This is a genomic window from Shewanella sp. T24-MNA-CIBAN-0130 (genome assembly GCF_040310185.1).
Lineage (GTDB): Bacteria > Pseudomonadota > Gammaproteobacteria > Enterobacterales > Shewanellaceae > Shewanella > Shewanella psychromarinicola.
In genome coordinates, this window is the sequence record NZ_JBEOPP010000036.1 from 35,852 (window position 1) to 48,359 (window position 12,508).

General features: G+C 41.4%; 12 protein-coding genes. All 12 read right to left on the reverse strand.

The features are described from left to right. Positions 1-67 precede the first annotated feature (67 nt). On the reverse strand, positions 68-805 hold the full coding sequence (locus AAEZ02_RS14410) for a cytochrome c1 (protein WP_351076285.1): 738 nt from the start codon (positions 803-805) through the stop codon (positions 68-70). Further along, on the reverse strand, positions 805-2,019 hold the full coding sequence (locus AAEZ02_RS14415) for a cytochrome b (protein ID WP_351076282.1): 1,215 nt from the start codon (positions 2,017-2,019) through the stop codon (positions 805-807). Before AAEZ02_RS14415 ends, AAEZ02_RS14410 begins: the two co-directional genes overlap by 1 nt. Beyond that, the gene (petA, locus tag AAEZ02_RS14420) at positions 2,019-2,609 is read right to left on the reverse strand and encodes a ubiquinol-cytochrome c reductase iron-sulfur subunit (protein WP_101034163.1); all 591 of its coding nucleotides are present in this window, start codon (positions 2,607-2,609) and stop codon (positions 2,019-2,021) included. The genes AAEZ02_RS14415 and petA overlap by 1 nt, the downstream gene beginning before the upstream one ends. 400 nt (positions 2,610-3,009) lie before the next feature. Then, on the reverse strand, positions 3,010-3,888 hold the full coding sequence (hflC, locus tag AAEZ02_RS14425) for a protease modulator HflC (protein ID WP_101034162.1): 879 nt from the start codon (positions 3,886-3,888) through the stop codon (positions 3,010-3,012). Between the two features lie 2 nt (positions 3,889-3,890). Then, entirely contained in the window at positions 3,891-5,051 is a 1,161-nt protein-coding gene (gene hflK / locus AAEZ02_RS14430; RefSeq protein WP_101034161.1) for an FtsH protease activity modulator HflK, read from the reverse strand. 33 nt (positions 5,052-5,084) lie between these two features. Then, on the reverse strand, positions 5,085-6,392 hold the full coding sequence (gene hflX, locus AAEZ02_RS14435; RefSeq protein WP_124012450.1) for a ribosome rescue GTPase HflX: 1,308 nt from the start codon (positions 6,390-6,392) through the stop codon (positions 5,085-5,087). Between the two features lie 19 nt (positions 6,393-6,411). Then, positions 6,412-6,669 (reverse strand): RNA chaperone Hfq, encoded by a 258-nt coding sequence (gene hfq / locus AAEZ02_RS14440; protein WP_101034159.1) that lies wholly within the window; start codon positions 6,667-6,669, stop codon positions 6,412-6,414. 84 nt (positions 6,670-6,753) lie between these two features. After that, complete coding sequence (miaA, locus tag AAEZ02_RS14445; protein WP_351076275.1) at positions 6,754-7,680, reverse strand: tRNA (adenosine(37)-N6)-dimethylallyltransferase MiaA; 927 nt, start codon at positions 7,678-7,680, stop codon at positions 6,754-6,756. Position 7,681: 1 nt separating this feature from the next. Then, positions 7,682-9,547, reverse strand: coding sequence for a DNA mismatch repair endonuclease MutL (gene mutL / locus AAEZ02_RS14450; protein ID WP_351076272.1), 1,866 nt, complete (start codon positions 9,545-9,547; stop codon positions 7,682-7,684). A 1-nt stretch (position 9,548) separates the two neighbouring features. Further along, a complete protein-coding gene (locus AAEZ02_RS14455; RefSeq protein ID WP_351076269.1) occupies positions 9,549-10,877 on the reverse strand; it encodes an N-acetylmuramoyl-L-alanine amidase in 1,329 nt (442 codons plus the stop codon). A 12-nt stretch (positions 10,878-10,889) separates the two neighbouring features. After that, positions 10,890-11,348 (reverse strand): tRNA (adenosine(37)-N6)-threonylcarbamoyltransferase complex ATPase subunit type 1 TsaE, encoded by a 459-nt coding sequence (gene tsaE, locus AAEZ02_RS14460; protein WP_101034155.1) that lies wholly within the window; start codon positions 11,346-11,348, stop codon positions 10,890-10,892. A gap of 172 nt (positions 11,349-11,520) precedes the next feature. Beyond that, positions 11,521-11,976, reverse strand: a complete 456-nt coding sequence (locus tag AAEZ02_RS14465) for a hypothetical protein (RefSeq protein WP_351076266.1) — start codon at positions 11,974-11,976, stop codon at positions 11,521-11,523. Between the last annotated feature and the right edge of the window lie 532 nt (positions 11,977-12,508).

Here is a 12,508-nt window from a genome sequence, read left to right on the forward strand (position 1 = left end):
AACAAACGAGGGGGCTAAGCCCCCCGTTTACAATATGCGGATGGTGTATATTAACCGTTATTGATGGCTAGTGTACATCTTTCCAGTATTCTTTCTTCAACAAATAAGCAATGATGAAGAAAATAAACAGGAATCCAAGTACCCACCAGCCTAAAGCTTCACGCTCTAACTGAACAGGTTCAGCAGAATAGACTAAGAAACCGGTGATATCACGCACCGCTTGGTCGTATTCTTCTGCACTCATTTTGCCACCAGTAGCAGGGTTTAGACCTACTAATTCAACCGTTTCAACACCGTCAATTACTTTCTTTTCATAATGAGGAGTTGCAAGACCTTGCAGGTCTTGTAAAACATGTGGCATACCCACTAATGGGAACACGGTATTGTTGGCACCAAATGGACGAGTCTCATCTGCATAGAAACCTTTTAGGTAAGAATATACCCAATCAGCTCCACGTACACGAGCAACTAACGTTAAATCTGGAGGCGCAGCACCAAACCATTTAGCCGCATCTGCAGTAGGAATTGCGTTTTCCATTAGATCACCGATTTTAGCATTGGTGAACATGTACTTATTACGCATATCATCGTTAGAGATACCTAAGTCAGTGGCAACACGCTCATAGCGTTGGTATTGCGTGCTGTGACATCCAGAGCAGTAATGTTGGAATAAATCCACACCACGCTCTAATGACGCTTTATCATGTAAATCAACGTTAGCGCTTTCTAAATGAACACCATGTCCACTTGCTGCCATTGCGAGAGATGGCAGTAATGTAACTAATGCAATTAATAACTTTTTCATTAGTGTGTCACCCTCGTTGGCACTTCTTTTGTTTTCTCATTTTTACTGTAGAACCATAAGGCTACAAAGAAACCAAAATAAGTGAAAGTGAATACACGTGCCGCTATAGTTAACTCAGGCGTTGCAGGAACGACACCTAAATAACCAAGAATGATGAACGACACAGTAAATTGTGCAATGTTGATTTTGTGAGCCAAACTACGGTAGCGGATAGACTTCACTTTACAACGATCAAGCCAAGGCAGAATAAACAGCACAGCAATCGACAGACCCATAGCAACAACACCGATTAACTTATCAGGAATTGCACGCAAAATGGCATAGAAGGGTGTGAAGTACCAAACAGGCGCTATGTGATCAGGGGTCTTCATTGGATTAGCCGCTTCAAAGTTTGGCTTTTCAAGGAAATAACCACCGCCTTCAGGCATAAAGAACAGCACATAACAGAACACGATCAAGAAACCAGCTACACCCATAATATCTTTTACAGTGTAATAAGGGTGGAATGGAATACCATCAATGGGCCATCCGTTCTCATCTTTGTTCTTTTTAATCTCGACGCCGTCTGGGTTATTCGAACCCACTTCATGTAATGCAATTAGGTGTAAGAACACCAACACAACCAATACAAGTGGTAACGCAATAACATGCAGTGCGAAGAAGCGGTTTAATGTTGCGCCAGAAATAACGTAGTCACCACGGATCCACAATGTTAGGTCATCACCAATAATAGGAATGGCACCAAACAAAGAGATAATGACCTGCGCGCCCCAGTAAGACATTTGTCCCCAAGGCAGTAAGTAACCCATGAATGCTTCAGCCATCAGCACAAGGAAAATCAACATACCAAATAGCCATAAGAGCTCTCTTGGTTTTTGATAAGAACCGTAAATTACCCCACGGAACATGTGCATATAGATCACAAAGAAAAACGCCGATGCACCGGTAGAGTGCATATAACGAAGTAACCAGCCGTAATCAACATCACGCATTATGTATTCAACAGAAGCAAACGCACCTTCTGCTGTAGGTACGTAATTCATGGTTAACCAAATACCTGTCAGTAACTGGTTAACTAATACTAATAATGCTAATGAACCAAAGAAATACCAAAAGTTAAAGTTCTTTGGTGTCGCATACTGACCCACATGACGGTTATAAGTTGCCGTCATTGGGATGCGTGCATCAATCCAATCAATTAAATTCTTAACCATTACGCCGCTCCTGTGTCTACACCGATGATAACGTTAGCATCACCGATATATTTGTGCGGTGGGACCACTAGGTTTAATGGTGCAGGAACACCCTGGAATACCCGACCAGCCATGTCAAATTTAGAACCATGACAAGGACAGAAGAAACCAGATGTCACGCCTTCAACCTGCTCACCGAATGAATCAGGCAGATAAGTTGGCGAACAACCTAAGTGAGTACAAATACCGACTGCAATAAAGAATTCAGGCTTAATAGAACGAGCAGGGTTAGTTGCATATTCTGGTTGCTGTAATTCTAAAGAAGCAGGATCGCGTAATTGACTGTCTAATGTTTTAAGATTATTTAGCACAGCTTCTGTACGACGAACGACCCAAACCGGTTTTCCACGCCATTCGACACGAATTAACTGACCTGGTTCTACTTTACTAATATTTACTTCGACCGGCGCACCTGCAGCTTTCGCCTTGGCACTCGGATTCCATGACTTGATGAAAGGAACCGCTACAGCGACAGCACCAGCACCACCTACTACGGCGGTTGCGGCTGTCAGGAATCTGCGACGTCCGGTATCGACTGGCGCATTGCTCATCCACTTATCTCCCAGAGGGTGTTGGAATTTTTATATTTCAATACTTTAGCGACCAAAAAGGTAAAACGCTAAAATCATAGTTTGAGGCGGTGCTCATTATAGCGAAAAATTAGAACCAGATCATAGTGAAAACATACATCTATGTTGAGGATATTAACATTTTTTTCAAAAGCGCATATAAATCAACCGTCCCGCAACAATTAGCAGCAACTTAATTAGTAAAAAAAACCGCGTTAACACTTAGTTAAATCAGCAATTTATCGACATTAGACAGTAAAAAACGTCTCAAAGCTTCACTATTGTCATTTACCAAAGTTTTTTGCAAAACTAAATTCAAATTACAGACATAAAAAAGCTCGGTAAAAACCGAGCTTTTTTTTAGGCTAAAAAAATATCAACGCTATTTTCCGCTAGATGATTTCATGTATTTGAAGAAATCGCCTTCAGGTTCTAACACCATAATGTCATTTTTGCCGGAAAAACTTTCTTTGTAGGCTTCTAAGCTACGTAAAAAGCTATAAAACTCAGGATCTTTACCGTAAGTATCAGCATAGATTTTTGCCGATAATGCATCACCTTCACCACGAACGGTCAAGGCGTTACGCTCAGCTTCAGCAATCTTAACCGTGACATTCGCATCAACAGTCGCGCGAATAATCTCAGCTTGCTCTTTACCTTCTGCACGGTGCTCTTTCGCCACAGCTTGGCGTTCGGCGCGCATACGTTGATAAATACTGATACTGACATTAGCAGGTAAATTAATTTGCTTAACACGTACATCAACCACTTCAATGCCAAGACTCTGAGCACTTTCAGAAGCATTTTCTAATGCATCGTTTTGCAATTCATCGCGTTTACCTGACACAATTTCCTTGATCGTCCGGCGACCAAATTCAGTGCGCAAATCGTTACTGATTTTGGCTTGTAATAAGCTTTCTGCATTGGCTTTAACACCGCCATTGGTAGAAAGATAATACGTTTTAAAATCACGAATACGCCACTTAACATAGGAGTCGACCATTAAGTCTTTCTTTTCAGAAGTAACAAAACGATCCGCTGCACCGTCCAATGTCTGGATACGAGCATCCATATAGCGCACTTTATCCACTACGGGTAATTTAAAGTGAAGGCCTGGAGCAAATACCTTTGTGACGTCTTCATCTTTAAGGACTTTACCAAAGCGGGCTACAATTGCGCGTTCGCCTTCGTTTACCACCATCATAGATGAAAAACCAACCCCTAAAATGACCACAAGAATGATCAGAGCTAATCTACCCATTGTTAGTTCCTCCCTTGGCGAAGACGATCTTCGCGGCTGAGACGACCATCAGACGACATGCTCGTAATAGGCGTATTGACACCATCACCTGATCCCGAATTAATGTGACGCTCCGTCTCAGGTTGTACTTGATTGCGCGGATTCTTAGAAGAATCCATCAGTTTATCCAAAGGTAAATACATTAAATTACCGCTATTCTTCGTGTCAATGAGTACTTTATTAGTATCAGCCAGCACGGATTGCATCGCATTAATGTATAAACGATTACGGGTCACATCAGGCGCAGCTTTATACTCAGGTAATAACTTCTCAAATCGAGCGACTTTACCTTGAGCTTCAAGAACTTCACGCTGTTTATAAGCACTAGCTTGCTGTGTCATTCGTTCTACTTGGCCACGCGCTTTAGGTTCAATTTCACGCGCATAGGCTTCAGCTTCGCGAATAAAGCGTTGTTGATCTTCCTGAGCTGAAATAGCATCATCAAATGCATCTTTCACTTCTTCTGGAGGACGAGCGGGTAAAAAGTTAACGTCACGAACTTTTAAGCCTAGTTTATACGGCTCAATAATACGCTCTAACTCTGTCCAAGTATCACGACGAATACCATCACGTCCAGTGGTTAAAATGTCATCCATACGATTATGGCCAATGACATAACGCAACGCACTATCGGTCGCTTCACTTAAACTCGAATTGGCATCAACAGCACTGAATAAATATGAATAAGCATCTGATACGCTATATTGAATCACGAGTTCAACATTCACGACGTTTTCATCAGATGTCAGCATTCTGCCAGATGCTGGAATCGAACGGACCGTTTCCACGTCGACGGTAATCACTTCATCAATAAAAGTGGCTTTCCAATGTAAACCGGAACTCACTTCACCGATGTGATCACCAAAACGAAGTAACACACCACGCTCAGCTTCTTTAACCGTGTATAAACCCGACAATGCCCAAATAATTAAGGCAATAACGACAAATACAATCAATAAAGATGAATTAAATGGTAGACCTGAGGCGCTATTGCCCCCCTTGCCACCAAAACGTTTTGATAGGTTACGAAAGACTTCGTCAAGATCCGGTGGCCCTTTATCGTTACCACCTTTATTTCCCCAAGGGTCTTTGTTCCCCTTGTTACCGGGCTCATTCCAAGCCATTTAGCACTCCATAATTGGATGAAATAAATGAGATTAACAAGAGGTGTCTACTTCTGAAGATTCAAAAATAAATGCCTCTAATTCCCCCTGACTCTGTTTAGCTAATCGGCGCCAATCGGCCTCCGATAAACGAACAGACAAAATACAGTTCCCCAGATCGTCATACTCTTTCTGCTGTATTGCATCTAGCCGATAAAACTGGCCAAGATAATGTCCTGCTGATGCAGGTATTTTCAATGTAAGCTCGCAAATAACTTGACCGATTAATTCGGTTATAGCTTTAAGCAGCAAATCAAATCCAATGCGTTTTTGCGCAGAGACCCAAACCCTCTCAGGTTTACCGTCTTCACCGTAATCGATACGGGGCGCGAAATTTTCAAGTAAATCAATCTTGTTACATACTACTAATTGAGGAATCTCATCTGCATCAATTTCTTCCAATACATTTTGTACTTGGTCAAAATTTTCAGCCATATTTTCATCTGCACAATCAACGACATGTAAAAGAATTTCTGCTTGTCGAGTTTCTTGTAATGTGGCCTTAAATGCCGCAACAAGGTCATGAGGTAAATGACGAATAAACCCAACAGTATCCGCTAAAATTACCGCACCATCAGGTAATGATAACTTACGTAGCGTCGGATCCAATGTTGCAAATAACTGATCGGCAGCATAAACGTCCGATGACGTTAACGCATTAAATAATGTCGATTTACCCGCGTTGGTATAGCCCACTAAAGAAACGGTCGCTAAGTCACTGCGCTTACGAGCTCGGCGGCTTTGCTCACGTTGTTTATCCACTTTATCAAGGCGACGATTGATATTCTTGATCCGGCCTCGTAATAAACGTCGGTCTGTTTCAAGCTGAGTTTCACCCGGCCCTCGCATCCCGATACCACCTTTTTGTCGCTCTAAATGAGTCCAACCTCGAATTAAGCGTGTCGACATGTGGCGCAATTGCGCTAGCTCCACTTGCAACTTACCTTCATGAGTTCTTGCTCGTTGAGCAAAAATATCAAGAATAAGTGTCGTTCGGTCTAATACTCGACACTGACATACCAATTCAAGATTACGTTCTTGAGCAGGGCTCAATGCATGATTAAAAATAACTACATTGGCCTCAGTAGCAGCGACCATAGCAGCCAGTTCTTCAGCTTTACCGGTACCAATAAAAAACTTACGATCCGGCGAACGTCTGCTGCCAGTAATCACCCCAATAGAGCGAGCACCAGCAGATTCAACTAACAACTGTAACTCAATAAGATCTTCTCGACGCTCTTCATCAGAAAAGTCTATATGAACCAATACAGCTGTTTCACCCGCTTCATAACGATCAAACAAAAATTATATTCCTTTTCAATTATTCAACATCACTTTCTTCACCATTGGCAGTACCTTGGTGAGCAGAAACGTTAAATGGGCGTGCTGGTACGACTGTTGAAATAGCGTGTTTGTAAACCATTTGGCTTACCGTATTTTTCAACAAGATAACAAATTGATCAAACGACTCAACTTGGCCTTGTAATTTGATACCATTCACTAAATAGATAGAGACGGGTACACGCTCTCGACGCAATGCGTTCAAAAATGGGTCTTGTAAAGATTGCCCCTTAGCCATTTCAATTTCCTTTTTTTATTTTATAAATATGTTGAATTAAGTTTTATTGTTTAGTTTTAGTATTATACAGCAACGCCAAATTAGCTAGTTGCTTTGTTGCATAAGCGTAACTAAATTTCCTTCTGCACCACTTTCAAGCCACTGTAAATCGGGCCAACTCCTCAACCATGTTAATTGACGTTTGGCCAATTGCCTAGTGGCTGCAGTAGCTTTTTCGACCATTGTCGTATGATCAAATTCATTATCTAGGTACTGCCAGCACTGTCTGTAACCAACACAACGCATAGACGGTAGCTCTAAATGCAAATCGTTACGCGCTTTTAAACGCGCAACTTCTTCGATAAAACCTTGTTCTAACATCATATTAAAGCGTTTAGCGATTAATTGATGTAAAATTTTTCTGTCGGTTGGTGCAATAGCAAATTGCACTACATTATACGGCAAAGCGGCTGACTTCGTTTGAGTCAATTCAGTCATTGTTTTACCACTGATCCGATATACCTCTAGTGCTCGCGACAATCGTTGTGGATCGTTAGGATGAATTCTTTCTCCCGCGACGGGATCAATGTCACACAACTCTTGATGCAGCGCGTCCCAACCTTGGGTTTGAGCTTGAGCTAATATTTGCTGCCTAATGCCGTTATCAGCAGCGGGTAAAGGTGACAAACCTTCTAACAATGCCTTAAAGTACATCATGGTACCACCCACGAGTAAAGGCGTCTTACCTCGGCTAACAATGTCTTCTATAGCCAATAAAGCATCACGGCGAAAATCTGCCGCTGAATAACTTTCGCTTGGATCAAGAATATCAATTAATTTATGCGGCGCTAATTGCAGTTCTTGCAAACTCGGTTTAGCAGACCCTATATCCATGTCACGATAAATCAATGCTGAATCGACTGAGATAATCTCACAATTATGTTGCGTCGCCATTTCAATGGCTAGTGCCGTTTTGCCTGAGGCGGTAGGCCCCATTAAAAAAATCACTTTTGGCTTATCGACACTGTTCACGTTAATAATCTTTCATCCAATTGTGCCAAGGCAATATGTGTTCTTGGTCATAACAAATTTGTTTAGTTTCTTCGTCAAGTGAACAAAATCGCTGCCATAAGGCTGGCGCGGGCTCAAATTGCGATAAACTTTGTTGTGCAAGCCAACTCACAATAGCACTGTCTTTCGGTTGTTCTAATTGTATCCATTGTAGTAACTCAGGGATCACAATAGCAAGTTGGCTTTCCCTCAAATATGGGGGCACTTTTTTAATTATCAACTGCTGGAAGCGAATTGTTAATTCAATACCCATTTGGCGCAGTAACAGATCACGTATCACTAATGTTTCTGTCCAATCCAAATCTGCTGCAATAGACACTGGCATTAATAATGGCTGAGACACTAAACCATTAACAAACTTGGCTGCAACCTCTTCCTTTCTCACTGTCAACAACACCTGTTTTATTGGCAGTAATGACAGCTTATCATCTTTACAAATAACCCAATGCTCACCCGCTAATATGGGCGGCATTGCAACTTGAGTCGTCACTTCATTAACATATGATACTGGGGTATTCATCGGGGTATGCAGCAAATGTCCATAATTGGCAATGGCCGTCTTATTGACCCCTGAGGAAGATGCAATGGTGGGCTTTTTATCATAACTAGGCTTAATTGCAGCTGAATAGCCACCAGATAAGTCATTATTCTTTCCCGGAACATGCATCGAACCGAATGGGCTAACACTGTTAATCGCCTTGTCAGGCTCATGATTAAGTGTAAAGGCGTCTTCAGTGGTGTCGACGATATTGGCATTATGCAACAAGGTTGACTCTGTGTGCATCGGTGCGACATTATCATGGTGATGTAATTCAACATCAGGCAAAGACAATACAGGCATTTGCACTAACGCTGACTGTACCGTTTGTAGAATAAAGTCATGTACATAACGAGATTGATGAAAACGCACTTCGTGCTTGGCTGGGTGTACATTCACATCAACTTGGTGTGGATCAAGCGATAACATCAGCACATATCCCGGCTGATGCTCAATGCCATATTCAGCAAAAGCTTGTTTTACGGCATGATTAACCAGACGATCTCTGATTAATCGTCCATTGACATAAAAAAAGCTGGTATCTGTGATGACACTGTCATGTGGTGATTGTAAATAACCACTTAATAATAAACCATCATGTTCACACTCAATGCTCAACGCCTGTTCTGCAAAGGCTTTCCCACAAATTTGAGCTAATCGTTGCTGGGTCTGGATCTCGGTATTGGCAGGTCGATACTGGCGAACTAATTTACCATTATGTGTCAAGGTAAAGTGAATATCGTTGCGAACAATCGCAATCCGTTTTAACCACTCATCAATATGGGTAAATTCCGTTTTGTCGCTTTTTAAAAAACGACGTCTTGCGGGAGTATTAAAAAATAAATCCACCACTTCAATCGTTGAGCCTTGCGGATGTGCGGCAGGCGTGACCTTAACGTCCATTTGCGAGCCTTCAGCAAAGGCCTGCCAAGCTTCAGATTGTTGAGCGGTTTTTGAGGTTAAAGTTAACCGAGACACTGAGCTAATGCTGGCCAAAGCTTCACCACGAAAACCAAAGCTTAAAATAGCTTCTAGGTCATCTAGTGTATGTACTTTTGAGGTAGCATGACGCGATAGAGCCAAGGCTAACTCATCTTTAGGGATGCCCGCACCGTTGTCGCGAATACGAATAAGCTTGCTTCCCCCTTTGTCGATATCTATATCAACTCTAGTGGCACCAGCATCAAGACTATTTTCAACCAGTTCTTTGACCACCGAAGCCGGACGTTCAACTACTTCACCGGCTGCGATTTGGTTTGCAAGTTGAGGAGGTAGCAGTTGAATGACCATATTATGTCCTAGGGATCACAAGTGTTTGTCCAATACGAACAACGTCTGATTTAAGATTATTCACACTTTTTAGACTACTGATCGACACACTGTAACGCTGGGCGATAATGGATAGAGACTCACCACGTTTAACACTGTGTTTCATATTTAATGTTTTAGCCAATAAAGTATCGGCTGGCGGATTACTCTGAAAATAACGTAACACGCCTTTGTAAATAGCATTTGCAAGCTTTTGTTGATGATTTCCATTAGACAATAACCGCTCTTCACCTGGGTTAGAGATAAAGCCGGTTTCAACTAAAAGAGATGGAATATCAGGAGACTTAAGCACTGCAAAGCTTGCTGATTCAGGCTTTCTTTTGTGTAAGTGGGTAATAGAACCTAAATCGCTAAGAATATCACCCGCGATAGAATGACTTATCGCCATCGAACTGTTCATCGACATATCAAGTAAAGTCATGGCTAAATATTGTTCACTATCGGTGTTTTGAATGATTTCACCAGCACCGCCTAACAACTCTGAGTGTTTCTCTTTTTGCTCTAACCATCGACCAATTTCACTATTGGCTCGGCGCATTGACAAGATCCAAACGGAAGCACCGTTAGGTTGTGGTGAAGTAAAGGCATCGGCGTGGATAGATATCAGTAAATCCGCTTTATTATTGCGCGCTATTTCAGAGCGTTTATTCAAATTAACAAAATAATCGCCACTGCGTGTCATTACAGCGCGCATACCTGACGTTGAATCCACTTTACGCGCTAGGCGCTTAGCAATTTCAAGTACCACACGCTTTTCATGCATACCAGAAGGCCCAATTGAGCCAGGGTCTTCCCCTCCGTGACCAGCATCAATGGCAACAATAATGTCTCGAGCTGACTGATTAGAAGATCGACTAACCGTTTGCACTGCTGACGACCCACCATCGGAGTCCTCTAAGTCTACCACTAGACGGTTTCCGTAAGGTGCTGTTGGCGGCAAAGTAAATAAACTTGATTTTACCGGTTTCGATAAGTCCATAACAAGACGCAATATGCCTTTTTTAGGCGGAGAACTAAAACGGATTTTTTTAATAATTTTACTGTTGTTGGCTATTTTATCTAAATTAATTTTAGCGCCAGTATCTTGAATATCGACCACCAAACGATGAGGGCCGGTTAAGGTAAAACTGTCATATTTGGGCGCTTGAGTTAAATCAAACACCACTCGCGTCGATTCTGGAGCAGCCCAAATACGCACGCTATCAAGTTGATTGGCCGCCCAAACCACGTTAGGCACCAAAAACAACAGCATGTAAAGTACAATGGTAAAAAACGTATTTTTTAAAGTCATTATTATTTGATTTTATTTGATTTTATTTAAAATTGCCTGTCCTGCTGGGGATAAGGCTTGTAATTCAATTTGTCTTTGAGATTCTTTATAACGCAAATGCACTTGGATGTCAGCCCCAGGGAGTAATCCATGACCATTATCAGGCCATTCAACTAGACAGACGCTTCGATCGGTAAAATAATCACGGATACCCATATATTCAAGTTCCTCTGGGTCGGCTAATCGATATAGGTCAAAATGAAACACATCCATATCGTTAAATTCATAGGGTTCTACCAGAGTATAAGTCGGACTTTTTACCGCGCCTTGATGACCCAAACTTTGGATAATGCCTCGACTAAACGTCGTTTTACCAGCGCCTAAGTCCCCAGTGAGATAAATCGTTAAAGGAGGTACAATCCACTGAGCAATTTGTTGCCCAAGCATAACTGTAGCTTGTTCATTTTCAAGGATTTTAACCAGAGATGCCATGTTTTAGGTCTATATCTATTAAAAAGAGTTATAAGAATGCTAAATATACCAGAAGTTACCGGGGAACTCCCATTGTTATGCGGTTATTTTTTGTTAATAAAAAAAGCCAGCTACTGGGAATAGCTGGCAAATTAACACTTCAGGAAGTTATATCAAAGTTTCAATGCGTCGTTTAAATGTCATCCATACGAATTGTGCTGTGAACTAAACGTTTTTGTTGAGTTTGTGCCACTCGCACTAAGTCCATTAATGTATTTCTAATTTCATCGGTTGGGCTACTAATAGCTGTTTTTTCAAGTAACGCGATTAAGCGATTTTCTAGATCTAGATGCAACTCAAGCACTTCGTCTTCTTTCATATTGGCAGGGAGTGAAGTTTCAATGCAACGCTTGCTAAAATCTTCAAAGGTAATGTCTTTATACCAAGTATTTAATATTCTTGAGGGTGCATCGTCAATATAACGCTCTAAAGTCTCGTATATGTGCCTCTGATGTTGCTGGAAATACGTCAGCATCATTTTAACTCTGGAAGAATCAGCATTATTATCTAAACGCTTATATAATTTTTCCATATCGAGATGGCAATTAGCAACATAATCAAGTAGCTCACTTAGTTGTTGGATCCGCATAACACTCACCTCGTTTAACGCCCTAGCATCTTAGGAAATTTATCTTAAGTTGATTATCAAAGATAATCACTGTAAATGATTTGAACAATGTCATGTTTTACTTCACAAGTAGACCATTACTTTAGAGATCCATAAAGAAGTGAGTGCTAGATCACTTCTTTGTTGATTAGAAATCAATTTGCCTTAACAACGCTTGAAAATGAACCGAGTTAAGCAGGTATTGTTAAAAATGAATTGAGTGTCAATGCATAACGAGTGAAGTGGTGAAGACGATAAAGTTGTTTTATGAATGAGTGTTAAACGACCTTCCCGTCATAAACAATGGTTCGAACTGATGACGCTGTTATGACTTCTCGCTTGGCAAACCAAGAGGTATCGCATTTTCTAAACGCGCAACTGAGCTAATTTAGATAAAATTTAGGGAATGTTTACAAGGATTTTTAACTAGGAAAGTGATTTGGAGCGACATATCAGGTTCGAACTGATGACCTATACCTTGGCAAGGTATCGCTCTACCAACTGAGCTAATGTC

Excerpts from the sequence above, each read along its gene's own strand:
- hflC (WP_101034162.1), bottom strand. The coding sequence starts at position 3,888 with ATGGGTAGATTAGCTCTGATCATTCTTGTGGTCATTTTAGGGGTTGGT.
- petA (WP_101034163.1), bottom strand. The coding sequence starts at position 2,609 with ATGAGCAATGCGCCAGTCGATACCGGACGTCGCAGATTCCTGACAGCC.
- tsaE (WP_101034155.1), bottom strand. The coding sequence starts at position 11,348 with ATGGCATCTCTGGTTAAAATCCTTGAAAATGAACAAGCTACAGTTATG.
- mutL (WP_351076272.1), bottom strand. The coding sequence starts at position 9,547 with ATGGTCATTCAACTGCTACCTCCTCAACTTGCAAACCAAATCGCAGCC.
- AAEZ02_RS14465 (WP_351076266.1), bottom strand. The coding sequence starts at position 11,976 with ATGCGGATCCAACAACTAAGTGAGCTACTTGATTATGTTGCTAATTGC.
- AAEZ02_RS14410 (WP_351076285.1), bottom strand. The coding sequence starts at position 805 with ATGAAAAAGTTATTAATTGCATTAGTTACATTACTGCCATCTCTCGCA.
- AAEZ02_RS14415 (WP_351076282.1), bottom strand. The coding sequence starts at position 2,019 with ATGGTTAAGAATTTAATTGATTGGATTGATGCACGCATCCCAATGACG.
- hflK (WP_101034161.1), bottom strand. The coding sequence starts at position 5,051 with ATGGCTTGGAATGAGCCCGGTAACAAGGGGAACAAAGACCCTTGGGGA.
- hfq (WP_101034159.1), bottom strand. The coding sequence starts at position 6,669 with ATGGCTAAGGGGCAATCTTTACAAGACCCATTTTTGAACGCATTGCGT.
- AAEZ02_RS14455 (WP_351076269.1), bottom strand. The coding sequence starts at position 10,877 with ATGACTTTAAAAAATACGTTTTTTACCATTGTACTTTACATGCTGTTG.